This is a genomic window from Snodgrassella sp. W8158 (genome assembly GCF_016100435.1).
Classification (GTDB): domain Bacteria; phylum Pseudomonadota; class Gammaproteobacteria; order Burkholderiales; family Neisseriaceae; genus Snodgrassella; species Snodgrassella alvi.
Window position 1 is genome coordinate 321,268 of sequence record NZ_JACFSM010000002.1, and the last position, 25,408, is coordinate 346,675.

At 42.8% G+C, this 25,408-nt stretch carries 21 protein-coding genes; 8 read left to right on the forward strand and 13 right to left on the reverse strand.

Annotated elements, in window-relative coordinates; all coding sequences use genetic code 11:
- Window positions 1-106 precede the first annotated feature (106 nt).
- The 5 genes from aceF (at window position 107) to H3V11_RS06015 (ending at window position 6,386) form a co-directional block, all read left to right on the forward strand.
- Entirely contained in the window at window positions 107-1,747 is a 1,641-nt protein-coding gene (gene aceF / locus H3V11_RS05995; protein WP_198190161.1) for a dihydrolipoyllysine-residue acetyltransferase, read from the forward strand.
- A 112-nt stretch (window positions 1,748-1,859) separates the two neighbouring features.
- On the forward strand, window positions 1,860-3,611 hold the full coding sequence (gene lpdA / locus H3V11_RS06000; protein WP_041880347.1) for a dihydrolipoyl dehydrogenase: 1,752 nt from the start codon (window positions 1,860-1,862) through the stop codon (window positions 3,609-3,611).
- Between the two features lie 273 nt (window positions 3,612-3,884).
- On the forward strand, window positions 3,885-5,012 hold the full coding sequence (locus H3V11_RS06005) for an AI-2E family transporter (RefSeq protein ID WP_084586657.1): 1,128 nt from the start codon (window positions 3,885-3,887) through the stop codon (window positions 5,010-5,012).
- A 121-nt stretch (window positions 5,013-5,133) separates the two neighbouring features.
- The gene (rpsT, locus tag H3V11_RS06010) at window positions 5,134-5,400 is read left to right on the forward strand and encodes a 30S ribosomal protein S20 (protein WP_025330392.1); all 267 of its coding nucleotides are present in this window, start codon (window positions 5,134-5,136) and stop codon (window positions 5,398-5,400) included.
- Between the two features lie 32 nt (window positions 5,401-5,432).
- Entirely contained in the window at window positions 5,433-6,386 is a 954-nt protein-coding gene (locus H3V11_RS06015; protein ID WP_084549991.1) for a bile acid:sodium symporter family protein, read from the forward strand.
- A 151-nt stretch (window positions 6,387-6,537) separates the two neighbouring features.
- On the opposite strand, the gene recX is transcribed toward H3V11_RS06015, so the two are convergent.
- The 4 genes from recX to H3V11_RS06035 form a co-directional block, all read right to left on the reverse strand.
- Window positions 6,538-7,008, reverse strand: coding sequence for a recombination regulator RecX (gene recX, locus H3V11_RS06020; RefSeq protein WP_037391581.1), 471 nt, complete (start codon window positions 7,006-7,008; stop codon window positions 6,538-6,540).
- A complete protein-coding gene (locus H3V11_RS06025) occupies window positions 7,005-7,712 on the reverse strand; it encodes a phosphoglycolate phosphatase (protein WP_110414090.1) in 708 nt (235 codons plus the stop codon). Before H3V11_RS06025 ends, recX begins: the two co-directional genes overlap by 4 nt.
- A 157-nt stretch (window positions 7,713-7,869) precedes the next feature.
- Entirely contained in the window at window positions 7,870-8,940 is a 1,071-nt protein-coding gene (locus H3V11_RS06030; RefSeq protein WP_198223862.1) for an aldose epimerase family protein, read from the reverse strand.
- Window positions 8,927-10,240: a replication-associated recombination protein A gene (locus H3V11_RS06035; protein ID WP_198190157.1), complete on the reverse strand. Its 1,314-nt coding sequence runs from the start codon at window positions 10,238-10,240 to the stop codon at window positions 8,927-8,929. The genes H3V11_RS06030 and H3V11_RS06035 overlap by 14 nt, the downstream gene beginning before the upstream one ends.
- Before the next feature lie 168 nt (window positions 10,241-10,408).
- Here H3V11_RS06035 and H3V11_RS06040 point away from each other — a divergent pair, with 168 nt between their 5' ends.
- Both H3V11_RS06040 and thrC read left to right on the forward strand, forming a co-directional pair.
- On the forward strand, window positions 10,409-10,756 hold the full coding sequence (locus tag H3V11_RS06040) for a hypothetical protein (RefSeq protein WP_084549983.1): 348 nt from the start codon (window positions 10,409-10,411) through the stop codon (window positions 10,754-10,756).
- A 38-nt stretch (window positions 10,757-10,794) separates the two neighbouring features.
- Window positions 10,795-12,210: a threonine synthase gene (gene thrC, locus H3V11_RS06045; RefSeq protein ID WP_198223864.1), complete on the forward strand. Its 1,416-nt coding sequence runs from the start codon at window positions 10,795-10,797 to the stop codon at window positions 12,208-12,210.
- Between the two features lie 65 nt (window positions 12,211-12,275).
- On the opposite strand, the gene H3V11_RS06050 is transcribed toward thrC, so the two are convergent.
- On the reverse strand, window positions 12,276-13,778 hold the full coding sequence (locus tag H3V11_RS06050) for a sodium:proton antiporter (RefSeq protein ID WP_078475313.1): 1,503 nt from the start codon (window positions 13,776-13,778) through the stop codon (window positions 12,276-12,278).
- Window positions 13,779-13,882: 104 nt separating this feature from the next.
- Complete coding sequence (locus tag H3V11_RS06055; protein ID WP_078475312.1) at window positions 13,883-14,821, reverse strand: Dyp-type peroxidase; 939 nt, start codon at window positions 14,819-14,821, stop codon at window positions 13,883-13,885.
- 331 nt (window positions 14,822-15,152) lie between these two features.
- Here H3V11_RS06055 and H3V11_RS06060 point away from each other — a divergent pair, with 331 nt between their 5' ends.
- A complete protein-coding gene (locus H3V11_RS06060; protein ID WP_198223866.1) occupies window positions 15,153-16,883 on the forward strand; it encodes a cation:proton antiporter in 1,731 nt (576 codons plus the stop codon).
- 134 nt (window positions 16,884-17,017) lie between these two features.
- Here H3V11_RS06060 and H3V11_RS06065 read toward each other — a convergent pair whose 3' ends face one another.
- The 7 genes from H3V11_RS06065 to hemB all read right to left on the reverse strand — a co-directional run bounded on the left by H3V11_RS06065 (window position 17,018) and on the right by hemB (window position 25,262).
- Window positions 17,018-18,403 (reverse strand): MFS transporter, encoded by a 1,386-nt coding sequence (locus H3V11_RS06065; RefSeq protein WP_232335777.1) that lies wholly within the window; start codon window positions 18,401-18,403, stop codon window positions 17,018-17,020.
- Between the two features lie 95 nt (window positions 18,404-18,498).
- Window positions 18,499-19,389, reverse strand: a complete 891-nt coding sequence (gene cyoE, locus H3V11_RS06070) for a heme o synthase (RefSeq protein ID WP_084564951.1) — start codon at window positions 19,387-19,389, stop codon at window positions 18,499-18,501.
- A 9-nt stretch (window positions 19,390-19,398) separates the two neighbouring features.
- The gene (gene cyoD, locus H3V11_RS06075; protein ID WP_025330405.1) at window positions 19,399-19,731 is read right to left on the reverse strand and encodes a cytochrome o ubiquinol oxidase subunit IV; all 333 of its coding nucleotides are present in this window, start codon (window positions 19,729-19,731) and stop codon (window positions 19,399-19,401) included.
- On the reverse strand, window positions 19,728-20,339 hold the full coding sequence (locus H3V11_RS06080) for a cytochrome o ubiquinol oxidase subunit III (protein ID WP_025330406.1): 612 nt from the start codon (window positions 20,337-20,339) through the stop codon (window positions 19,728-19,730). The genes cyoD and H3V11_RS06080 overlap by 4 nt, the downstream gene beginning before the upstream one ends.
- Window positions 20,339-22,324 (reverse strand): cytochrome o ubiquinol oxidase subunit I, encoded by a 1,986-nt coding sequence (cyoB, locus tag H3V11_RS06085; protein WP_025330407.1) that lies wholly within the window; start codon window positions 22,322-22,324, stop codon window positions 20,339-20,341. Before cyoB ends, H3V11_RS06080 begins: the two co-directional genes overlap by 1 nt.
- 19 nt (window positions 22,325-22,343) lie before the next feature.
- Window positions 22,344-23,234 carry a ubiquinol oxidase subunit II gene (gene cyoA / locus H3V11_RS06090; protein WP_025330408.1) on the reverse strand — a complete coding sequence of 297 codons (891 nt, stop codon included), beginning with the start codon at window positions 23,232-23,234 and terminating at the stop codon, window positions 22,344-22,346.
- A 1,020-nt stretch (window positions 23,235-24,254) separates the two neighbouring features.
- Window positions 24,255-25,262: a porphobilinogen synthase gene (gene hemB / locus H3V11_RS06095; RefSeq protein WP_198223868.1), complete on the reverse strand. Its 1,008-nt coding sequence runs from the start codon at window positions 25,260-25,262 to the stop codon at window positions 24,255-24,257.
- Between the last annotated feature and the right edge of the window lie 146 nt (window positions 25,263-25,408).

Sequence of the window (25,408 nt, forward strand, 5' to 3'; positions counted from 1 at the left end):
ACCCAATGCCTGAAGTTCATTCGGATTTCAGGCAGGTTTTACTGGCTGTGCAAGCTAATGATTGTCGGACGCAGGCTTAAGCCTGCTGTCATCAAAGGACATAATGATGAGTCAGATTGTAGAAATAAAAGTGCCTGATATTGGTAATTATACCGGTGTCGATGTTATTGACGTGGCGGTCAAAGTTGGCGATAGCATTGCGGTAGACGATACCCTGATTACGCTTGAAACAGATAAAGCCACTATGGACGTTCCTGCTGATAAGGCTGGTGTGGTGAAAGAAGTCTTGGTAAAAGTAGGTGATAAAGTATCTGAAGGTAATGTGATTGTGAAAGTAGAAACTTCTGCTGCCGCAAGTGCATCTTCATCTGCTGGTACCACTACTGAAGCTCCGGTTAAGGCAACAACTACCGAAGCAGCCGGTACAGCTGCTCAGTCTGTTGCTGTGAAAGTGCCGGATATCGGTAATTTCTCGAATGTTGATGTAATTGAAGTAGATATTAAGGTTGGTGATGATGTGGCTGTTGATCAGACACTGGTTACCCTGGAAACTGATAAAGCGACGATGGATGTACCGTCTACTGTTGCCGGTAAAGTAACGGCTGTACATGTAAAAGTTGGCGATAAAGTATCAGAAGGAAGTGCTCTGATTGAAGTGGCTGTTGCTCCGGCAAGTGCTACTGCCGCACCGTTAACGCCGGAACAAAAAGAAGCTTCTGAAATCAAAAAACAGGTTGCTGCCACACCATCTGCTGAAAATAACGAATTACGTGCCGAAATCAAAAGCCATGTGCCTCAGGCTTTTGGCAGCTCTGATATTGATGAGAAAGGTTTTGAAAAAGCCCATGCCAGCCCGTCTGTACGCAAACTGGCTCGTGAACTTGGCGTTGATTTAGGACGTGTAAGTGGTAGTGGGCGTAAAGGACGCATTACCCCTGTTGATCTGCGTGAATTTGTTAAATCGGTTATGCAGAAGGTTGAGCAGGGTGGTAGCGGTGCTTCTCTCGGAGGCGGGCTGGATTTATTGCCATGGCCTAAAGTAGATTTCAGCAAATTTGGTGAAATTGAAGTTAAAGAACTGTCACGAATCAAGAAAATCTCCGGTCAGAATCTGGCTCGTAACTGGGTAATGATTCCTCATGTTACTTTGCATGAAGATGCAGACATGACGGATCTGGAAGCTTTCCGTAAACAGCTGAATAAAGAATGGGAGCGTGCAGGTATTAAAGTATCTCCGCTGGCCTTCATTATTCTCGCCTGCGTGAAAGCATTACAGGAATTCCCTGAATTTAATTCTTCGCTTGATGGTGATAACCTGATTCTGAAGAAATACATTCATATCGGTTTTGCCGCTGATACGCCGAATGGTCTGGTTGTGCCGGTTATTAAAAACGCTGACCAGAAAGGTCTGAAAGAAATCACGCAGGAACTGGCTGATATGAGTAAGCGTGCCCGTGAAGGCAAGCTGAAACCTCAGGAAATGCAAGGCGCTTCTTTCACTATTTCTTCTTTAGGCGGAATTGGCGGTACAGGCTTTACGCCTATTGTTAATGCACCAGAAGTAGCTATTCTGGGCGTTTGTAAATCACAGATCAAGCCGACCTGGAATGGTAAGGAATTTGAGCCGCGCTTACAATGCCCGCTGTCCCTGTCTTTTGACCACCGTGTGATTGATGGTGCAGCCGGTATGCGTTTTCTGGTATTTATCAGCCAGCTGCTGGCTGATTTCCGCCGTGTATCTCTGTAAGTTTTTAAATAACAGGCTGCCTGAAAACAGATTGGTTTCTGGCAGCCTGTATACATGAAATACAGGCAATTACTGTTGTATCTAATGCAACAGTCAGGCAAAAGGTAAGACCATGAGCTTAATTGAATTGAAAGTACCGGATATCGGCAATTATAAAGATGTCGATATTATTGCGGTAGAAATCAAACCGGGCGATACCGTTGCGGTAGATGACACACTGATTACGCTGGAAACAGATAAAGCCACGATGGATGTACCGGCAGAAACAGCCGGTGTGGTGAAAGAGGTTAAAGTTAAAGTTGGTGATAAAATTTCTGAAGGTGGTGTGATTGCAGTAGTAGAAGCTACAGCTAAACCTGCAGCAAGTGCTCCTGCGGCTGAAAGTGCACCGGTAGCAGCACCTCAGGCAGCCAGTTACTCCGGCAGCAGTGATGCTGAGTACGATGTTGTTGTACTTGGCGGCGGCCCGGGTGGATATTCTGCGGCTTTTGCCGCAGCTGATGAAGGCCTGAAAGTTGCTATCGTGGAACGTTATGCAACTTTGGGCGGTGTTTGTCTGAATGTTGGTTGCATTCCATCCAAAGCTTTACTGCATAATGCAGCTGTAATCGATGAAGTTAAAGAGCTGAAAGCCAATGGCATTGAGTATCCGGCACCAAAAATTGATATCGACCAGTTGCGCAGCTACAAGGAAAAAGTAGTAGCGAGAATGACCGGCGGTCTGGCCGGCATGGCTAAAACCCGTAAAGTTGATATTATTCGCGGTAATGGTCGTTATATCGATCCGCATCATATTGAAGTCAAACTGACTTCAGGTGAAGGACGTGTTGAAACCGGTGAAACCAAAACACTGGCTTTTAAAAATACCATTATTGCTGCCGGTAGCCGCGTAGTTAATTTACCGTTTATTCCTGAAGATCCGCGCATTGTTGATTCAACAGGCGCTCTGGCACTGAAATTTGTGCCGGAAAAAATGCTGATAATCGGCGGCGGTATTATTGGTCTGGAAATGGGTACAGTGTACAGCACACTGGGCGCACGTCTGGATGTAGTAGAAATGATGGATGGTCTGATGCAGGGTGCTGACCGCGATATGGTCAGAATCTGGCAGAAGAAAAACGAACATCGTTTTGATAATATCATGCTGAATACCAAAACCACAGCTGTTGAAGCTAAAGAAGATGGTATTTACGTGACATTTGAAGGCGCTAAAGCTCCGACACAGCCGCAACGCTATGATCTGGTTCTGGTTGCAGCCGGTCGTGCACCTAATGGCAAGCTGATAGGCGCAGAAAACGCCGGAGTGGCCGTTACAGATCGCGGGTTTATTAATGTTGATAAGCAGATGCGTACTAATGTACCGCATATTTTTGCCATAGGTGATATTGTGGGTCAGCCGATGCTGGCGCATAAAGCTGTACATGAAGCCCATGTGGCTGCTGAAAATTGTGCCGGTCATCAGGCGTATTTTGATGCACGTGTTATCCCAGGGGTGGCTTATACCAATCCGGAAGTTGCATGGGTAGGCATGACAGAAGATCAGGCGAAAAAAGACGGGGTGAAAATCACTAAATCCGTATTCCCCTGGGCTGCTTCCGGCCGTGCTGTAGCCAATGGTTGCAGTGAGGGGGCTACTAAGCTGATTTTTGACGCTGACAGTGGACTGATAATCGGCGGTGCAATTGTTGGTCCGAGTGCCGGCGATATGATTGGTGAAATCTGTCTGGCTATTGAAATGGGTTGTGATGCAGATGATATCGGTCGCACCATCCATCCTCATCCGACGCTGGGTGAATCAATAGGTATGGCGGCTGAAGTCGCTATGGGTACGTGTACTGATCTGCCACCACAGCGTAAAAAGTAAGAACTAAAATTCTTATGTCACAGGCTGTCCGATTTTTCCGGACAGCTTTTTTATTGGAAAAAGGGTAAATTCGGAAACAATTGATTAAATCAGCTGGTTAAATTGAATAATATTTGCAAAAAAATATCAGTATCTGATACGTAAGTTACATTTAGACATTCCAGTACTGCGCTTATTCAGCTATTATCAAAATAAATATGCTGATAAATCACTATCCGTGTATTGCTGTGAGCTTATATTTTTATTAATCAGTATGAGTGTAATTGAATGAATATGAACAGCAAAACCTCTTCTGGTATTGCCCCCTGGATTATAGGAGGGTTGGTACTGCTGGCAACCATCAGTCTGTTTATAGGGCTAAAACCGATTTTAATGCCTTTTGCCGCAGCCGGAGTACTGGCCTATATTTTAAATCCGCTGGTAGTAAAACTGCATAGTCTAAAAATTTCCCGCTCGCTGGCAGCAATGCTGGTGATGTTTCTGGGACTGAGTGTTATTGTGATTTTGCTGCTGATTGTGATACCGATGCTGATTAATTTGCTGGACAGTATTTATGAGAAACTGCCCGCATTTCTTGACTGGGTGCATCACCGGCTTGTTCCATGGCTTAATCAGACATTTCATATCCGTATCCGCTGGGATGCGGATTATATGTCCAAGTATGTAGCACAATGGATTCAAACTCATAATGCCAGTATTAAAGATGCCGCTTCCAAAGTTTTACCTGTAGTATGGCAGCATAGCAGTGGTATGGTAGAGTGGGTGACCAATCTGCTGTTACTGCCTTTTCTTTTATATTATTTTCTGCTGGACTGGAATCGCTGGACCTCCGGTATCCGGCATCTGATTCCGCGCCGTGCCTTACCTACTTATAATCGTATCGCTACCAATATGGATACGGTACTGGGCGAATTCCTTCGCGGCGAACTGCTGGTAATGGTAATTATGGGCATGGTTTATGGTCTGGGGCTGGCATTGGTAGGGCTGGAATCCGGATTTGCCATAGGTATGGTTGCCGGTTTGCTGGTGTTTGTACCTTATCTGGGTGCTTTTACCGGTTTGCTGCTGGCCACGCTGGCAGCATTGTTGCAGTTTGATGGCTGGACAGGACTATTACTTGTCTGGGGTGTGTTTGCCATTGGTCAGTTTCTGGAAAGTTTCTTCGTCACTCCGAAAATTGTAGGCGACAGAATTGGTCTGTCTCCGTTCTGGGTTATTTTCTCATTGATGGCATTCGGGCAGTTACTTGGTTTTGTCGGTATGCTGCTGGCGTTACCACTGGCTGCAATATGTCTGGTATTGATTCGGGAAGGAACTCAGGCGTACTGGAGAAGTGATTATTTCCGCAAATTGCCGGAAAATAGCATAATCAAGGATGAAAAAACACAGCAGGACAGGTAATCCTGGCTTCTTGTTTTTAGATGTTGCCTGCTGAAAAAACAACACCGGTACTTGCATTTATGCTGTGAAGTCATTAAAATTCTGCGTTTCATGATTTGTATATGTATGTTAGGAGATATTGATGGCCAATAGTGCACAATCTCGTAAGCGCGCCCGTCAGGCACTGAAACAACGTGCCCATAACGCTAGCTTGCGTACCGCTTTTCGCACTGCGGTTAAAAAAGTATTGAAAGCCGTTGAAGCTGGTGATAAAGCAGCTGCTCAGGTTACCTATAGCGAGAGCGTTAAAGTGATTGATCGCATTGCTGATAAAGGTGTTTTCCATAAAAATAAAGCTGCACGTCATAAAAGCCGTCTGGCTGCCAAAATCAAGGCTATGGCTGCTTAAGCTGATTTTTGTCATTGCATGAGACGATTCTCATGATTGCTATTATCACAAGGCTGTTCCCATTGTGGGCAGCCTTATGTTCTATCTTTGCCTATTATAATCCTGCCGTTTTTACTCCTCTGAAATCTTATATCTCTGAAATGCTGATGCTGGTAATGCTATCCATGGGCATGACGCTGAGAATTGAGGATTTTACCCGGGTATTGAAGCGGCCGGCGCCTATTGCGGCAGGTATTGGTCTGCATTATCTGATTATGCCACTGGCGGCATGGCTGATTGCCAGATTGCTGAACATGTCACCAGAATTGCAGGCAGGAATGGTGCTGGTAGGATGTGTGGCCAGTGGTACTGCTTCGAATGTGATGGTGTTTTTATCCAAAGGTGATGTTGCACTGTCTGTCACAATCAGTGCCTTGTCTACTGTAGTGGGTATTTTTGCTACACCACTATTGGCAAAACTTTATATAGCTGCATCAATCGAAGTACCTGTCGTAAATATGCTCAGGGAAATTTTGCTGATTGTTGCCTTACCTATTGCTATAGGGGTAAGTATTAATTATTTTGCGCCGAAACTGGTAAAAAAAATTATACCTTCACTGCCACTGATAACGATGTGTATGATTATTATTGTGCTATCAACTGTGGTGTCATTAAGCAGCGATAAAATCGGAATAAAGACGGTAATTGTTGTTGTTGGTGTGATTTTGCATAATGCTTTAGGGCTGATTGGCGGTTACTGGGGTGGACGGTTGTTTGGTTTTGATAAATCCATCTGTCGCACACTGGCTCTGGAAGTAGGGATGCAGAATTCTGGTCTGGCAGCAGTATTGGGATCTGAATTTTTTGGTTCGATGGCTGCTTTACCGGGCGCAATATTTTCATTATGGCATAATATTTCCGGTTCGTTTCTCGCCAGCTACTGGTCGGGAAAGCCTACAGGTACAAGTAACGACCATGTGAAACGTGAAGATGTCAGTTTACATTAATTAATTTGACATACCAAAAAAGCCCGGTTATGAGTCCGGGCTTTTTTATTGAATAATGCTTTGCTGAATTAAATGTACAGGTATTGATTTTGTATGTATATAGACGAAATTTTGTATTTTTAGGATGTGCAGTCAGTACCTGGCATTATAATCAGTATTCATCTTCGTCAGGCAGCGAAGTATCAGCCCACGCCTGGCGGATAGCTGAGTGAATAATATCCATACTAAAACCGCGGTAAGCAAGAAAATGCATACATTTATGTTTTTCTTTTAAGTCAGCGGGAGGCTGACGATATTTTTTTTGCAAAACAGCTATAGCATTATTTGTCTGTTGTTCTCTGTCTGGTAAATAATCTGCAATCAGAGCTGCATCAACACCTTTTTGCTTCAGGCTTTGCTCTAAACGCAGATTGCCATGCAGCCGGCTTTTACTATTGATATAAGTTTCCGTATATCGCTCATCTGATTGCCAGTGCTTTTGTGCCAGTTCATCCAGTAATGCTTCAAGATTGTCGTTTTCATCTGCATAAGGATGCAGTTTACGTGCCAGCTCAGCTCTGCTGATTTCCCGCCGTGCCAGTAGGGCAATGGCACGGGCACGTAAACTGATTTTTTGCTTCATGCGCGGATTTCGCTGTTAGCATGATGACGTATGCCATCATCAATCAGAGGCAGATGATCAACAATAATGTCTGGTTTAGTCTGGGTGTTTTTTGCCAGCTGTGCCATATCTGCATAACCCCATGTGACGCCACAGCTTAAAGCTCCGGCTGCTTTAGCTGCCAGAATATCATTAGCAGAGTCACCAACCATCAGTAAATTTCCGACGGGTACGCCTAATACTTCTGCTGTGTGCAATAAAGGCATAGGAGAGGGTTTTTTTTCAGCCAGTGTATCACCACCCACAACCAAACTGAATGAATCAGCCAATCCAAGCTCACATAATAATTCCACTGCCAGAATTTCATTTTTATTTGTGATTACTGCTAAAGGCAAACCACGGGCACGGAATAATGCCAGTGCGGTTTCTACTTCAGGATAGGGGCGGGTGTGAACACTCAAATGAGTACGGTAATAGGAAATAAAAGCAGTAAATCCCTGTGTCCAGATTGTTTCATCCACCAGACCGTCCCGATTACCACTGAGAGCCCGGTGTACAAGGCTGGATAAACCGTCACCTACATAGGTAGTCAGTTCAGATTCTGGCAATGATGGCAGTCCTAGTTCCGCGCGCATATGATTGGCAGCAGCACATAAATCGGCGATTGAATCGACCAGGGTACCATCCAGATCGAATGCTATGGCATGAATATCATTCCATTTCATGATTGGCTTATTGATTGGGTAAAAGACATGCTTATTTTATCATGTTCAAATAACCAGTAAGGCTGCCGGTAGCAGTATATTTACTCTGTTTAGCAATCCGGTATTATTTAGGTTCAGACATAGCCGGATAAAACTACAGGCAATTAATCCGTTGTAGTTAGTTTATAACTGGCTGAATGGGATCACGGCTGAATATATAAGCTATATGCTGTTTAAACTTTGTACCGGCATGCAGAATATTATTCGGAAATGCATGGTGATTCGGAGCATCTGTATAGCCTTGCGGTTCAAAACAGATTGCTGCAAACGGCAGAAGTGATTTACGTGCCGGTATCTGCTGCTCAGACAGATTTTGAGCATTATAGACCACAATTACAGGTGCATCTGTTTTTACCGCCATGGACAAACCGGTATCTGGAGCACTTAAGCGCGCAACAATGTTGTTTGCTGAATTTGGTGGTAATACATAGGCCGTATCAATGATACTGCTGCCTATGGGACGTGCTGAATGAAAATCAAGCGTTGCCGGTGCCTTATGAATATCACCAGTTGGTATCATATCTTTATCAGTCACAATGACTTCTTGTGGTAACAGCCATAACTGATGTTCGCTGATCGTGCTTTCTCTCAGAGCCAGATTAAAATAACTATGCTGAGTCAGATTAATTAAAGTATCACGATCTGATTCAGCGCTGAAATCAATATTCAGTTCGTTATTTACTGTCAGGGTATAGCATACCTGTACATTCAGGTTACCCGGATAGCCTTCTTCACCATCGGCACTAAAAAGCTGCATGGTAACCGAAGCGCAATGTTCATCATTATGGGTAGCACATACTTTCCACCACTTCTGATCAAAACCAGTATATCCGCCATGCATATGATGTTCTCCCTGATTAGCAGTCAGGTGGAGCAGTTCATGGTTGAGCGGTGCATGTGCAAAGCTGATGCGTCCGGCATGCCGTCCGATTACAGCGCCCAGATGAGGATTGTTGGTACGATAACTGGTGCTGGCATAATCCTCAGCATTATTGAAACCCAGAACACATTGCACAGGATTACAATCTCTGTCCGGCATGATGAGTGAGGTAATTGTGGCGCCGAAATCCATAACAGATACCTGCATCCCCTGACTGTTTGTCAGTGTCCACAATGTGGCACTTTCACCGTCTACCAAACCGAATGGCTGGGTACTAATCGTACATAATGAGAGTTCATTTGATTTCATTCTCTCCGGCCTCTTCATCAAGATTATGTAAGAACGCCAGTTTTTCGGCGATTTTAATTTCCAGCCCACGAGCTACCGGCTGATAGAATGCCGGTTCATCCATCCCTTCAGGCATATAGGTTTCTCCGGCTGCATAGGCATTAGGTTCATCATGGGCATAGCGGTATTCACGCCCGTAGCCCAGCTCTTTCATTAACTTAGTCGGTGCATTGCGTAAATGAACCGGTACTTCATTGGACGGGTGTTTTTTGACAAAAGCACAGGCTTCGTTATAAGCAAGATAACCGGCATTGCTTTTTGCTGCACACGCCAGATACAGTACTGCCTGCGCCAGAGCTAGTTCCCCTTCAGGGCTGCCAAGTCGTTCAAAAGTCTGCGCTGCATCATTGGCTATTTGCATCGCTCTCGGATCAGCCAGACCAATATCTTCCCATGCCATACGGATTATACGTCTTGCCAGATAGCGGGGATCAGCACCACCATCCAGCATCCGGGTAAACCAGTATAGAGCGGCATTCGGATGAGATCCGCGTACTGATTTATGCAGTGCAGAAATCTGTTCGTAGAAGCTGTCGCCGCCTTTATCAAAACGGCGTAATTGCGTGCCAAGACTGCCGGCAGTTAACTCTGCGCTGATTTCAGTTTGCTGCTGTGCTTGTGCGGTATGAATCAGTTGTTCGAGTAAATTCAGAAAACGCCGGCCATCACCATCAGCGCTGTTAAGGATTAATGTCTGTGCATCCGAACTGATACTGAATGATTGAAACTCAGGCAGGCTGAAAACTTTATTTTGTAATTGTTTCAGTTCTTCAATGCTGAGTGAGTGCAGGGTATACACCTGTGATCGGCTTAGCAGTGCCGGATTAACCTCAAAAGAAGGATTTTCTGTTGTAGCGCCTATAAAAGTAAATAAGCCGTTTTCGACATAAGGTAAAAATGCATCCTGCTGTGATTTATTAAAGCGATGTACTTCATCGACAAAAAGTATGGTGCGTTGTCCTTGTTGTAAAGCCAGCTGAGCTTTTTCAACCGCAGTACGGATTTCTTTTACTCCGGAAAAAACCGCTGATAAAGGAATAAACAGAGCATTAAAGCTTTGTGCCAGAATCCGTGCCAGAGTGGTTTTACCCACGCCGGGAGGACCCCATAACAGCATGGAATGCAGGTGTCCGGTTTCTACGGCAACACGCAGAGGTTTACCTGCACCAATCAGGTGTTGCTGCCCGATTACGTCGTCCAGATTTTTCGGGCGTAACTGTTCTGCCAGTGGCGGTAAAGGTTTCTGATTAAATAAATCCATAACGTGTCATTCAGTACACGATAATTCGTGTAATATATTGTACCTGATTATGTAAACTTTGCAGGGCTGGTAACCATTGGATTATAGGTATAATCAGTATGGTTATATATTGTATAAATAAGAAAAGTTGTATTCTAGACTTAAATTTAATCCAACTGAAGAAATTACATGAGTAAAATATTGTTTTTTCTGGTTTTTATAGTTGTGGTGATAGGGGCTTATATAAATTATGACAGAAAATCAGAATACGGGCTGATATCTGGTATTGGCGGATATATGATCAATCAGGAATGTCAGCGTCAGTTTAGTCAACCGATAAATAAACAATTGACAGAATTATTTATCATCAAAAGAATCAGTCAAAAGGATTGTAACTGTATTGCAGTACATGCAAGTCGAAAACTCAGTATTAAAGAAATTGCAAAAATGGTCGATCCGCAGGTTCGTCAGCGAAGAGTGCGTGAATTTACTGTATCTCAGGCCAGAGTATGCAAGATAAGATTACAGCGTTATTAACTATAGCTCAAATATGATTAAATCATACAGGAGAAACAATGAAATACATTAGCACCAGAGGGCAGACCGCGCCAAAAAATTTCAGTCAGGCATTAATGGCCGGACTGGCAGATGACGGTGGTTTATTATTACCACAAAGCTATCCGCATATTGATACATTTACTCTTCATGAGTGGCGGTCATTAAGTTATGCTGAACTGGCTATGCAGATTATCAGTCTGTTTGCTACTGATATTCCCAAAGCAGATTTACAGAAAATAGTCAGTAAGACATATACAAAAGAAATATTCGGAAGTAATGAGATTACTCCGGTCAGAACTTTGCATGATGGAATTCTGATTGAAGGACTTTCAAATGGTCCGACGCTGGCATTTAAAGATATGGCCATGCAATTATTGGGTAATTTGTTTGAGTATGTGCTGGAACGTGAAAACCGCTTTCTGAATATTATCGGCGCCACCAGTGGCGATACCGGTTCTGCTGCTGAGTATGCTCTGCGCGGCAAAAAACGGGTAAATGTATTTATGTTGTCGCCATATGGAAAAATGAGTGATTTTCAGCGTGCTCAGATGTATAGCCTGAAAGACAATAACATTTTTAATATTGCTGTTAAAGGCATGTTCGATGATTGCCAGGATATTGTAAAAGCGCTGCAGAATGATCATGCTTTTAAGGCACACTATCATTTAAGTACAGTTAATTCTATCAACTGGGGTCGTATTGTTGCGCAGGTGGTGTATTACTTTAAGGGCTATTTTGCGGCTACCAGCACAAATGAACAGAAGGTTTCATTCTGCGTACCCAGTGGTAATTTTGGTAATGTGCTCGCAGGGCATATTGCCCGAAGCATGGGGCTGCCTATTCATCGCCTGATTGTTGCTACAAATGAAAACGATGTGTTGAATGAATTTTTCAATACTGGGCATTATCGTCCCCGTGATGCGGCACATACATTTGTTACTTCAAGCCCGTCTATGGATATTTCCAAGGCTTCCAACTTTGAACGCTTTGTTTATGATTTGCTTGACCATGATGGTTCCCATGTGCAAAAACTCTGGCAGCAGGTTGCAGCTGGTGAGGGATTTGATTTAAGCCATATGCTGAATAAAATTCAGCATCAGTATGGTTTTGCTGCTGGTAAAAGTACTCATGCTGATCGTTTGCAAACCATTGCTCAGGTGTATCGGGAAGACAATGAATTGATTGATCCGCATACAGCAGATGGCGTAAAGGTAGCGCGACAGTTGCGCGAAGCCGGCGAAATCATTGTGTGTCTGGAAACTGCTCTGGCAGCTAAATTTGCACAGACCATTCATGAGGCAGTTGGAAGTGATGTAACCATACCGCGCCCTGATAATCTAGACGGACTGGAAGATTTACCACAGCATGTTACCGTGATGGATAATGATGCGGCTGCGGTTAAACGGTTTGTGGAAACACAATTAGGTAAATAAAAGTAGATGTAAGCGTTTTTAAATATTAAAGGCCGGCATGGTTATGCCGGCCTTAGTTTTTCAAATTAGAAATTATCCGGATTTTCCAGTTTATCTACTTTCTGTTTTAATTCTTCAGGAGTCAGCGCAATTTCTTCACTTGGATTAGCGGCCGCAGTGGCTACTGCAACAGGATTATAAACAGAAATGTATTCTGATCCATCAGAACGATCCTCAATAGTGTACATCACTCCGCTGCGGTTGAAACGGTGGCACTGGCGCTGATACCAGCCTCTGAACCCGGTTTTAGGTTCATTCGGGTTGTAATAGAATGCGTTGAGTATTTCAGGTAAGCCAAGGCCACATACCACACCGGAAAGCAATACACAGATAAATGTATAACCAACCAGAATATCGCTGTATTTAGCCAATGCCGGCATATTGGCTACAGCCAGTATCAGGGCGAGAGAGATACCACCGCGTACACCCCCCCAAGACAAAATGGTAAGGCTGCCATGGTAGCTTTTCTTATATACTTTCGGAAACAACATAAATGCCAGTATGTTTCCGGCAAAACGGCTCAGATGCAGTAATACGAAAGCTATAATACCGCCGATAACCAGAGTTTTACTCATATCAACGATAAAGAGTTCCAGACCGATTAAGGTAAACAGAAATGAATTGATGATGCCTTCTACAGCGTGCCAGAAGTTATTAACATCATCTATTTCTTTTTTCTGTAAAACTTCCTGCCATTTATTTCCAACGATCAAACCGCCGACAACACAGGCAATCGGGCCGGACGCATGAGCGAAATAAGCCACCAGATAAGAACCGGAAGCCAGCAAAGCTGTTGTCAGAATCAGTGATTCATTTTCATGTTTGCCATGCAACAGGCGCAATGCGCCAATGCCGAAAATAAACCCGATAATAACGGCAACAACAATTTCATAGAAGAAATTTTCAATAACACCTAAAGGAGATACGTGCTGACCATTAATTAGAGTAAGAATGGTCATAAATACAACGATACACATGGCATCATTGAATAAAGATTCACCTTCCAGTTTAACCATTAAATGGCGCGGGGTACGTACTGAGCTCAGTACGCCTTTAATGCCGATAGGGTCTGTTGCACCCAGAGCAGAGCCCAGTAACAGCAGGACCAGTAAAGGAACATGATCGCCGACCAGAAACTGAAACCCATATAGCAGACCGCCAAACAGCACTGAGCACAGCAATAATCCCAGAGTGGCCAGAATCAGAATTTGTCTCCAGTAACGCTTTAAATCAGAAATCTTAAATTTAAGAGCAGAGGAGGTCAGAATAAAGCAGATTACGCCGTTTACCAGAAAATCATAAAAATTAATATGACTTACGGCTGCCTTTAACGCCATGATATCTACATGGATAAAATGATTGCGTCCGAATAAATTCATGCCCCATTGCAGTGCAAACACCAGAATGGCTGAAACAATCGGTACACCAATGGCCTGCGGCATATCAAATAAGCGTTTATTTAATAATGTGGTGACAATAGACAGTGAAAAAATAACCGTTATTGCCTGTAAAAAAAGTACACTACCCATGCAAACAGTTTTCCTTTATTTAAGTATTGTAATAAGTTGCTGATGAATCGAATCTGTCGCAGTTTGTAGCAGGTTCCCCTTGAATCAAAACTTGCAATAATAACTTACGAATCAAATTCATCCAGTAAATCAGGTGCTGGAATAAAATAGAGACTGCCGCTTACCGGTGTGCTGAAATCCAGCAGACGGTCTACGTGACCTTCATCATTTCCGGTAAACATATGCTGCAGCATTTGGCGTGTTACTGCAAATGAACGTGCATAACCGATAAAAAACGTACCGTACTCATTTTTTGACGGATGAGCAAATGCTACATTGGCACGAATAATTTTCAGTTCATTGCCTTGTGCATCATAAGCCTTACTCACGTTACTATGTGCAGTTTTCGGCTTTTCTTCATCAGAAAGCTCAATGTCATTAAAACGGCGCCGGCCAATGACTTTTTCCTGTTCTTCTACTGATAATTGCCGCCATGCCTGCATATTATGCAGATATTTCTGAGTAAAAGCATAACTGCCGTTGCGGAATAACGGATCTTCATCACCCACCAGAGCATATTCTGCTTTGGATACATCTTCCGGATTTTCGGTACCGTCGACAAAACCGATGATAGCGCGACCATCCAGATAGCGGAAACCACTTACTTCATCAATGGAATAAGTCGCATCAGCCAGTAATTCATCAATCATTGCGGCCATTTCATAACAAATATCCTGACGATCGGCACGGATATGAAAGAAAAGATCGCCAGCTGTCGCTACAGCAGTATGTTTTTCGCCTTTAATAGCAGTAAAAGGAGTCAGTTCCTTAGGCTTTGGTTTGCCCGGCCGCAGCCTGTCCCAGGCTTCCGAACCAATCCCCATTAATGCATTAAAATTTTCATCATGAAACCGGCCATGCATACTGCGTACTAACGCTGAAAAACCAGTAATAAATTCGAGTACCTTGGTAATCGCTGCCTGATTATTCTGTATCCCTAACGTAATAAATAAAGCACTTTTACCCGGATAAGCTAATACTGAAGGTGTTCTGTATATTGTCATTAATAAATACTTTCCTAAACCATTATTATAATGAAATCAACGTACATTATTAAGTACAAACTGACATGAATTTAAATATTTTTAACTATGTCATAAAAATTGCCTGTAAATACGTTCAGCACTGTAAACCGAACCGAGTAATAAACCCGGCTTTTCTCACTGCCTGTATTAGTAACGTAATTAATAAATGGGGATACTTATACATAAGATATGAAAATTATCGATAAAATATGATAATTATAACCTAAAAGCGTATAAAAGCTTTTATTTGCTGATATTTTTCCGCTAGTATAGATTACTTACTATTATTTACTATTACCCTGAGAAAGCAATGCATCACTCATTTCCATTGGTTGAAACCATCGTAGGTGGTTTATTTTTCGCCTTTGTGCTCGGTTATATCGCACATAAGCTGCGTATGCCCCCGCTGGTCGGCTATCTGCTGGCCGGCATAATTGTCGGACCGTATACCAAAGGATTTACTGCAGATATGCATTTATCACAGCAGTTGGCCGAACTGGGCGTGATTTTGCTGATGTTTGGGGTGGGGCTGCATTTTTCCATTCGCGATTTACTTGCAGTTAAGCGGGTAGCGATACCGGGTGCACTTATCCAGATTGTTCTGGCTACCTTACTTGGCTGGCTGCTTGCCTATCTGGCCGGCTGGACAACAGGTGCGGGTATTGTCTTTGGATTGGCTCTATCTTGTGCTTCAACTGTTGTCTTAATAGCGGCTTTACAGCGCTGGCATTTGGGGGATTCTACACAGGGGCGAATTGCTACCGGCTGGCTGATTGTTGAAGATATTGCCATGGTGTTTGTGCTGGTGATGATTCCGGCTCTGGCGCCGGTTTTATCAGGAGAGGGAGCTGTTTCCAGTGCAAATTTGCTTTATTTGCTGGGTAAAACCGGAGTACAAATCATTGCATTTATACTGGTTATGCTTTTTCTTGGTCGCAGAATAATTCCATGGTCTTTACAGCGTGTAGTGAGCACCGGAAGTCCTGAGTTGTTTCGTCTGGCTGTGATTGCTATTGCTTTAGGCTGTGCCATACTGGCCAATTATTTCTTCGGTGTGTCGTTTGCTCTGGGTGCTTTTTTTGCCGGAGCCATCATCAGCGAAACCAGTATGAATCACACTGCTGAAGAAGCATCCGGCGGCTTACGTGATTTTTTTACCGTACTGTTTTTTGTTTCAGTGGGTATGCTGTTTGATCCTAGTATTATTGTCCGTAACCCACTATTACTCTTAGCCACTTTATTGGTGGTAGTAATAGGTAAAAGTGCGGGAGCATTTTTGATTGTGCGTGTATTCGGCTATCCGCCTCAAACTGCACTAACAATTGCTGTTGCGCTGGCTCAGATCGGTGAGTTTTCCTTCATGATTGCCAGTCTGGGCGCGGTATACAATATTTTGCCGCAATTAGCCAGTGATCTGATTCTGGGTAGTGCACTAATATCCATAATCTGTAACCCGTTTTTATTTGTCTGGCTGAACCGCTATCTGGAAAAACAGTCACAGCAAAAATCTTCTGCTACAACCATTGTGTCCGAGAGTAATCGATTATCGGATAAACCTCATGCAAAAGTAGCTGCACCAATTAAACCGGTTTCAATCTATTTTGTAGATGAAGATATGGCTATTGCTCCTGCGGTGAGCGATCATACGGTATTGGTGGGTGCAGGCCCGGTCGGACAAGAAATAATCAGACATTTGCACGCACGTAATGAAACAGTCTATGTACAGGAAAATCGTTTAGAAGTTGTTACCGAGTTGCGTGCACGTCAGATACCCGTTGCCTATGGGCATGCATTATCAGATGGGATGCTGGATGCTGTATTTGTCGCTCAGGCTAAAAATCTGATTATTACTATTCAGAATAAAACTGAAGTGATATCAATTATAAAGGCTGCTATCGCGCTTAATCCGCAACTGCACATAGTCACATTCAGCAGATATGAACAGGACAAACAGTTGTTTATTCAGGCAGGAGCAACCAAAGTTGTTGACAGTCAGCTCGTACTGGCCAATGAAATTATGCAAGCATTCAGACAGGTCTGAAAACTGACATTGATTCCAATAGAAAAATATAATTTTTTATTAGTTTTTAAAATAATCCAGTATCCTGAAAATGATATTTTTTGAAACAGGCGTAAATCGATAATTATCTAATATTGGTTTGCGCCTGTTTTGGTTTAATTACTTATAGTATCGATGAATACTTCCAGTTGTTCACGGTTAGTAATTTTGCTGTCTATTTTGATATATATACTGTGTTCTTCAGGAATAATTAGTACCTGATGTACACCAGCCTGTTCAAGTAATTGTTGTCGGGCATTGTCAGGTAAAACACGACCCTGTTTCAGGATAATGCGCAGACTGGCCAAATAGGGTGGTTCGTGCATTGTCAGACTCAGCAGAAGCCAGATAAAAGTTAATCCTGTGCCAAAGATAAAAACACTATGTGCACCGGTATGTGCAGCTAGCCAGCCTCCGATTGTTCCTCCGCAGGCTACGCCCAGAAACTGCCCAGTTGCATAGATGCCCATTGCAGTGCCTTTATAACCTGCCGGTGCTTCTTTACTGACCCATGAAGGCAAGAGTGCTTCCATCAGATTAAAAGCAATAAAGAATAATAAAACACCTGTGACAAGCGGCCAGAAAGAAATATTAGCCAGCCATAATACACTTTCAGCAATTAATAGTCCGGCAACACACAAGATAAACACTTGCTTCATTTGCCGTTTGCTTTCAGCGTATATAATTGGTGGCAGAACAGTTATGAAAGCAATCAGCATCGTGTATAAATAAATCTGCCAATGTCTGGCTGCCGGAAAGCCTGCCTGTTCCAGTTGTATAGGCAGTGCAACAAAAGTCGACATAAGCAGAAAATGCATGCAGAAAATACCGATGTTCAGCTTAAACAGGGCAGGGTTGCGCAGTACAGTACCAAAACTGCCGCGTACAATGCCTGATTCACGGTTAAGTATATGAACAGTACTGTCGGGTACAAAAAACAATGTCAGGCCGATAGCAGCCAGTGCCAATACCGCAATAACCCAGAATAATCCGTGTAAACCTATTGCGTGTGTAATGATAGGTCCGCAGACCATGGCAATTGCAAAAGTGATACCAAAGCTAATACCAATAAAAGCCATGGCTTTGGTGCGGTTTTGTTCGCGCGTCAGGTCAGATAATAATGCCATTACAGCTGCTGCGATAGCACCACTGCCTTGTAATGCACGTCCCAGTATGACTCCCCAGATAGAGGATGTTAAGGCAGCAATAATGCTGCCCAGAGTGAAAATCAGCAAGCCGCCTACAATTAAAGGTTTACGCCCGAAACGGTCAGACCACAAACCAAAAGGAATTTGCAATATAGCCTGCATCAGACCATAAATTCCGATTGCCAGTCCGATCAGGCTTTCACTTGCTCCCTCTAATTTCATACCGTAAGTAGTCAGAACAGGAAGAACCATAAACATGCCCAGCATGCGCAGCGAAAAGACTGCCCCTAACCCCCAAGTTGCACGCCTTTCGGCAAGATTCATGTGTGTATCGGTGTTGTTCTTGGAATTCATGTTTAATACTGCTTAAAAGAAAAACCTGCCTATTGTAAAAGAAACAAAGGCAGGTTGGGTTGGTTTGCGTATTGTTATATATTTATGTCACGGTATCAGCCAGCAAAGCTTAATACAGTTTGTGAGGCCGGAGTCATAAAATCTACCGACATCATTATGCTTAAGGTAGTGATAGCAATAATCGAAAACACAAACAGTTTGCGTGCCCATATACGATCATTATTCTGTGCTTTATAGCCGGATAATGCCATACACAGCCACCACATGCTGACAGCAGCAGCAACGACCAGATATTTGTAGCCGGCGTAGCCGCCTATTGACAGCATCAATGTTGCAAACATAAAGGCAATAATATAAAACGTGATATGGTGTTTTGCTACAGCAATGCCTTTTACTACCGGTAAAACCGGAATATTAGCCGCCTGATAATCCTTAAAGCGGTAAATCGCGATTGCATAGGAATGCGGCATCTGCCAGAGACTGAAAATCGCCAGCAGAATAAGTGCACCTGCATCAAAATTATTGCTTACAGCGCAATAACCGATTACTGGTGGTGCGGCACCTGACAGACTGCCAATTAAAGTTCCGTAAACAGAATGCCGTTTCATATAGAGACTGTAAATCCCTACATAAACCACAAAGCCCATTACAGATAACCACATGGCTAAGGGATTTGCGCCAAAATAAAGCACAACAAATCCGGCAATACCCAGTATCGTGGCCAGTGCAAATGTTACACGGGCAGATGCTAAGCCCCGCACAAGCACACGATTCTTAGTACGCTCCATTTTCGGATCAATATCACGGTCAATCAGATTATTAAACGCACAGCCGGAGGCTACTACCAAAGACACGCCCAGCAGGGTAAGGATTAGCAGGTAGCCGTTTATGCTGCCTTTTGACGCCAGCAAAAACCCGCCGACAACCGAAATCAGGTTGCCGACGATAATACCTGGTTTTGTTACTTGCAGGTATGGCTTAATCATGAACTGCCTTTAACCTAACACCATGTTTGCGTTGAGGCTCCACATAATCCAGATGGAAAGACCTACCAGCAATACAATCACAATAGCAGTGAAGATAAATGAAATCAGATTCCAGCGTTCTTCAGGGTTACTGCCCAGATGCAAAAAGCATACCAGCTGAACAATAAGCTGCAAAACGGCAGTAATGACAATCACAGCAAACAGAGTTTGTTTGTCAGCGGACTGATTCATTACCATCATAAATGGAATCAGAGTTAAAACTACAGACAGGATAAACCCGATAATGTAGTTTTTAGCACTGCCATGTTGTGGGATATGGTCTTGATGGTTTGACTGACTCATAACGCTACCCCCATCAGATATACAATTGAGAACACGCAAATCCACACGATGTCCAGAAAGTGCCAGAACAGGCTCAGGCAGTTGATGCGCATGCGGTTAACACTAGTAAGACCGCGTGAAGCTACCTGAATCATCATTACAGCCATCCAGATTAAACCGGCAGTAACGTGCAGACCGTGGGTGCCGACCAGAGCAAAAAAGCCAGAAAGATAACCACTGCGGTCAGGACCCATACCACTTGTAATCAGGTGATGAAATTCATACAGTTCCATCCCGATGAAGCATGCACCGAATACAAAAGTAATCACCAGCCATAATAAAACCTGACTCTGATTATTGCGATTCATTGCCAGCACGGCAAAGCCGTAAGTAATGGAACTCAATAAAAGAGCAAAAGTTTCTACCAGCACAAAAGGCAGCTCGAAAATGTCTTTGCCGCTTGGACCACCTGCTGTGCCCGGCAGGAGCACGATATAGGTGGCAAACAGACAGGAGAACAAAATCAAGTCACTCATCAGGTAAATCCAGAACCCGAATACCTTCAGTGAACCGTTGTCGTGGTGAGCGTGCTCATGCGCACTACCGTGAATCAAGGTTTCAGTTGACATTATTTCAGTCCTGCTTTAGTTAATTCATTAAAACGTTTGCTTTCAATAGCTTCGATTTCAGCAACCGGAACGTAGTAATCCACATCCGTGTCAAAGCTCTTGACAATAATGCTGATAATCATGCCGGCAAAGCCAACGATAGCCATCCACCAGATATGCCAGATCAGGGCAAAGCCGCAAATCATTGAGAACACTGCAATCACCAGACCGGCAGCAGTATTTTTCGGCATATGAATTTCTTCATATTTGGCTGGTTTTTTGTAAGCAATACCTTTTTCTTTCTCATCCCAGAATGCATCACGGCTTTCAACCTGTGGCTGCACAGCGAAATTATAGAAAGGTACAGGGGAAGAAGTAGACCATTCCAGAGTACGACCATCCCACGGATCACCCGTAACATCAAGGTTTTCCTTACGATGCAGGCAGGAAACTACAACTTGAATCACCATGCATACTACGCCCAGAGCGATAATGGCAGCACCACTGGCAGCAACGCACAGCAAATTATGGTAAGCCGGATCAATGTGCTGACTCAGACGGCGGGTCATACCCATGAAGCCCAGTGCGTATAAAGGCATGAATGCTACAAAGAAGCCGATAAACCAGCACCAGAAAGCCCGTTTGCCCCATTTTTCATCCAGCTTAAAGCCGAATGCTTTCGGGAACCAGTAGTTAAGTGCTGCAAACAATCCAAACACTACACCACCGATAATGGTGTTATGGAAGTGAGCGACTAAGAACAGACTGCCATGCAGTACAAAGTCCGCACCCGGCACAGCAAGCAGTACACCGGTCATACCACCTACAGAGAATGTAATGATAAAGCCTACAGTCCACAGCATCGGCACATGGAAGGAAATACGACCTTCATACATGGTAAACAGCCAGTTGAAGATTTTTACCCCGGTCGGGATAGAAATAATCATGGTTGCGATACCGAAGAATGCGTTGACATTGGCACCTGAACCCATGGTAAAGAAGTGGTGCAGCCATACGATAAAAGACAATATGGTGATACACACAGTTGCCCATACCATTGAAGTATAGCCAAACATGGTCTTGCGTGAGAATGTAGCTGTAACTTCTGAATACACACCAAAGATTGGCAGTATCAGAATATATACTTCCGGATGACCCCATGCCCAGATCAGGTTGATGTACATCATCATGTTACCGCCCAGTTCATTAGTAAAGAAGTGGGTGCCGAGGTAACGGTCTAATGTCAGCATGGCAACAGAGGCTGTCAGGATAGGGAAGGAAGTCAGAATCAGAATATTGCTACAGAAAGATGCCCAGCAGAAAATAGGCATTTTCATCATAGTCATGCCCGGGGCACGCATTTTCAGGATAGTAGCAATAAAGTTAACAGCACTAACTGTTGTCCCGATACCTGATATCTGCAAACTCCATATCCAGTAATCAACACCTACCCCCGGACTGAATTCCAGACCAGACAGCGGCGGATAGGACAACCAGCCGGTTTGTGCAAATTCACCGATTCCCAGTGATAAGTTAACCAGTACCACACTTACAGCAGTAAACCAGAAACCCAGATTATTCAGGAATGGGTAGGCCACATCGCGCGCACCCAGTTGCAGCGGGATGACAAAGTTCATCAGGCCGATTACAAAAGGCATGGCAACAAAGAAAATCATGATTACACCGTGAGCGGTGAAAATCTGATCGTAGTGATGTGGTGGCAAAAAGCCGTCACTGGTGCCTGATGAGGCTAAAACCTGCTGACTACGCATCATCACTGCATCGGCAAAACCACGAACCAGCATCACAATAGCGACAATGATATACATGATACCGATGCGTTTGTGGTCAACTGTAGTAAACCATTCTTTCCACAGATAGCCCCATTTATGAAAATACGTAATTGCACCTACCAGCGCCAGACCAATGACGATGATAGCTGTAATCGTTACCATGACAATCGGTTCATGGAACGGTATCGCATCTAAAGATAATTTTCCGAACATTGTTTATTTCCTCGCAAGCTTACTCAGCACTGCTGGCTGCACTGGCCTGTAGAGCAGCAGGCATATTGTGATTGGCAAATTTAGCAATCACGTTGCCGTACAAACCCGGATTTGCGCTGGAGAAATATTCCACTTTATGGAATTGACTAGGCGCAGCCAGTTTGTTGAATGAAGCCATGTCATTAAGTGTATTGGGCGACTGTTTCACCTTATCCACCCACTGATTGAAGCTGGCTTCATCCGGTGTCGCAATGGCAGTAAATTTCATGCCAGAGAAACCGGCACCGCTGTAGCTGGATGAAATACCTTTGTATTCACCTGCTGTATCAGCAACCAGATGTAATTTGGTTTGCATACCAGCCATAGCATAAATCTGGCTACCCAGCTGCGGAATAAAGAATGAATTCATCACTGTATTGGAAGTGATTCTGAATTCCACCGGGGTATCTTTCGGAAAAGCAATTTCATTAACAGTGGCAATACCCTGTTCAGGATAAATAAACAGCCATTTCCAGTCTAATGAAATTACTTCGATTACCACCGGTTTTTTATCACTTTCCAGCGGACGATAGGGATCCAGAGAGTGAGTGGTTTTCCATGTGATTGTTCCCAGAATGAGAATAATCAGGATAGGAATACCCCAAACTACGGCTTCGAGTTTGTTGGAATGCGCCCATTTCGGTGAATATTTGGCATTACTACCCTCTCTGAATTTCAGAGAAAATAAAACTGCCATGATAATCACCGGAATTACGACTATCAACATCAAGCCTAAGGCTGTCAGTATCAGTGTGCGTTCTTCCTGACCTATATGGCCTTTAGGGTTTAGCAGAGCTGCATCACAGCCGCTTAAAAAAAGCGAACCGATCAGCATCGTCAATACTATCCCTGAGAGCTTACTTAATTTCATGTAACGACCTCAACATTACGGGAAACACGATTAACGTTTGTAAAAAACGGGTGCTACTATTTTAAGACAATGTAGCTGAACTGTATATTGCAGTATTCAACACATTATTAAAAAACATAGCGGAATAAATAAAAAATTTTTAAAATATTTTTTATTATTTATTATATAAAACAAATATGTATATTAAAAAATTACTTTATATTTCTTTGTCGTGAAGATAAGAATACTGCTTTGATTTCCGATAAAATCCGTTTATTAACACATAAATGTCATCTTGAAAATTAGTTTAATATTTAAATTTATCATGAATAAACTTAAATTTTTATTAAATATAAAATGCTGATTTATATAGATAAATATAGGGTGTATGTTTTAAGAAAAAAACAGCAAGCTTTTTTTCTGAAAAAAAAGAAGATAAATGTTAAGATTATAAAAAGGTTAATCTGTATCAATTTTGTGTGAATTATTTTAAAAAATAATTTTTTTAAAATAATTTCAACAATAATTAAAAGCCAGATCGTCTAATTTTTGTATTTAAAATTTTGTATTATATGGTTTTTTATGAACTCGTTTTGAAATAAACAAATATTCGGGTGTTGTAAAGGTATCGACTGAAATAAAATATTGATTGATTTCTTTTTGCAACATGGTTTAAATAATATAACTAAAGTAAACAATCTAATTCAAATTAGATAATTATTATCTTTATTATTTTTATGCTTATTTTCCTTACTTGTTAACATTTGAGTAAATGTTTAGCAATTTTCATACCATTTTGCATATTTTCTGTATTGAATTCATATTTATTGTAATTTCTCAAAATAGTCATTAAGTGTTTTAACTATCTGATTATCTATATTGTTAATGATATTTGTATAATGGTATAGAAGAATCAGTGATCAAATTCAAAATAAATCAGCATGCATTCAAATATAAATATATAAATGCATCAGTTTGCTTTCATACCGGCTGGGTTGTTTGCAAACTGATGCATTCCTGATGGCTATATATCTTTTTATTCTAGCTATTTTGTTGTAATTGCAGCGCTGCTTGCAAGGCAAAATAGGTCAGAATACCATCTGCACCGGCTCGTTTAAATGCAAGCAGGCTTTCTAAAATTACTTTATCAGCCTCGAGCCAGCCATTACTGATGGCTGCCTGCAGCATGGCGTACTCACCAGATACCTGATAGGCGTATGTAGGAACGCCAAATTCATCTTTAACTCGTCTGATTACATCCAGATAAGGCATACCCGGTTTAATCATTACCATATCTGCTCCTTCAGCTATATCAAGTGCTACTTCATGCAGTGCTTCATTGCTGTTAGCAGGATCCATCTGATAAGTATATTTATTACCTTTACCCAGATTACCGGCACTGCCTACCGCACTGCGAAACGGACCGTAAAAAGCTGAAGCATATTTGGCAGCATAAGACATAATCCGAGTATGAATAAAACCATTTTCTTCCAATGCTGCGCGGATAGCTCCGATACGTCCATCCATCATATCGCTTGGAGAAAGAATATCCGCACCGGCTGCTGCATGTGAAAGTGATTGTTTGATAAGCGCTTCTATCGTTTCATCATTTTTAATATAACCATTTTCATCCGGCAGGCCATCCTGTCCGTGGGTTGTATAAGGATCGAGAGCCTGATCTGCCATTACACCCAGCTCAGGAAAACGGGATTTCAGAGCACGGATAGCACGCTGAATGATACCGTTTTCATCCCATGCCGCCCGTCCGTCAGCGGTTTTGATATCAGGATTGGGAACACCAAATAAATCCAGAACCGGTACGCCCAGTTTTAAAGCCTGTTCCGCAACTTTTAATAATTCATCAATAGATAAACGTTCTACTCCGGGCATGCTGTCAACAGGCATACGCCCAGTTTGTTCATGCACAAATACCGGCAAAATAAAATCATTGGCTGTCAGTATGGTTTCACGCATCATTCGCCGTGAAAAATCATCACGTCGCATACGCCGCATACGTGTATTGGGCATAATTCGAGGAGGAAAGTTCATAATAGTAATCCTGATTTTTAATAATTACAGCCACTATAAGCTGGCTAAAATCACGTTCTGTAAAGCTTAGTGAAATTTGGATTGTTATTCTAAACCCTTTCAGGCAGGACTTCTAATGACATAATTTTGTACTGATTATTAATAAA

Excerpts from the sequence above, each read along its gene's own strand:
- hemB (WP_198223868.1), bottom strand. The coding sequence starts at position 25,262 with ATGAACTTTCCTCCTCGAATTATGCCCAATACACGTATGCGGCGTATG.
- H3V11_RS06035 (WP_198190157.1), bottom strand. The coding sequence starts at position 10,240 with ATGGATTTATTTAATCAGAAACCTTTACCGCCACTGGCAGAACAGTTA.
- H3V11_RS06030 (WP_198223862.1), bottom strand. The coding sequence starts at position 8,940 with ATGAAATCAAATGAACTCTCATTATGTACGATTAGTACCCAGCCATTC.
- aceF (WP_198190161.1), top strand. The coding sequence starts at position 107 with ATGAGTCAGATTGTAGAAATAAAAGTGCCTGATATTGGTAATTATACC.
- H3V11_RS06040 (WP_084549983.1), top strand. The coding sequence starts at position 10,409 with ATGAGTAAAATATTGTTTTTTCTGGTTTTTATAGTTGTGGTGATAGGG.
- cyoB (WP_025330407.1), bottom strand. The coding sequence starts at position 22,324 with ATGTTCGGAAAATTATCTTTAGATGCGATACCGTTCCATGAACCGATT.
- H3V11_RS06060 (WP_198223866.1), top strand. The coding sequence starts at position 15,153 with ATGCATCACTCATTTCCATTGGTTGAAACCATCGTAGGTGGTTTATTT.
- cyoE (WP_084564951.1), bottom strand. The coding sequence starts at position 19,389 with ATGATTAAGCCATACCTGCAAGTAACAAAACCAGGTATTATCGTCGGC.
- H3V11_RS06005 (WP_084586657.1), top strand. The coding sequence starts at position 3,885 with ATGAACAGCAAAACCTCTTCTGGTATTGCCCCCTGGATTATAGGAGGG.
- H3V11_RS06025 (WP_110414090.1), bottom strand. The coding sequence starts at position 7,712 with ATGAAATGGAATGATATTCATGCCATAGCATTCGATCTGGATGGTACC.
- cyoD (WP_025330405.1), bottom strand. The coding sequence starts at position 19,731 with ATGAGTCAGTCAAACCATCAAGACCATATCCCACAACATGGCAGTGCT.
- cyoA (WP_025330408.1), bottom strand. The coding sequence starts at position 23,234 with ATGAAATTAAGTAAGCTCTCAGGGATAGTATTGACGATGCTGATCGGT.
- H3V11_RS06080 (WP_025330406.1), bottom strand. The coding sequence starts at position 20,339 with ATGTCAACTGAAACCTTGATTCACGGTAGTGCGCATGAGCACGCTCAC.
- thrC (WP_198223864.1), top strand. The coding sequence starts at position 10,795 with ATGAAATACATTAGCACCAGAGGGCAGACCGCGCCAAAAAATTTCAGT.
- lpdA (WP_041880347.1), top strand. The coding sequence starts at position 1,860 with ATGAGCTTAATTGAATTGAAAGTACCGGATATCGGCAATTATAAAGAT.
- H3V11_RS06050 (WP_078475313.1), bottom strand. The coding sequence starts at position 13,778 with ATGGGTAGTGTACTTTTTTTACAGGCAATAACGGTTATTTTTTCACTG.
- recX (WP_037391581.1), bottom strand. The coding sequence starts at position 7,008 with ATGAAGCAAAAAATCAGTTTACGTGCCCGTGCCATTGCCCTACTGGCA.
- rpsT (WP_025330392.1), top strand. The coding sequence starts at position 5,134 with ATGGCCAATAGTGCACAATCTCGTAAGCGCGCCCGTCAGGCACTGAAA.
- H3V11_RS06065 (WP_232335777.1), bottom strand. The coding sequence starts at position 18,403 with ATGAATTCCAAGAACAACACCGATACACACATGAATCTTGCCGAAAGG.
- H3V11_RS06055 (WP_078475312.1), bottom strand. The coding sequence starts at position 14,821 with ATGACAATATACAGAACACCTTCAGTATTAGCTTATCCGGGTAAAAGT.
- H3V11_RS06015 (WP_084549991.1), top strand. The coding sequence starts at position 5,433 with ATGATTGCTATTATCACAAGGCTGTTCCCATTGTGGGCAGCCTTATGT.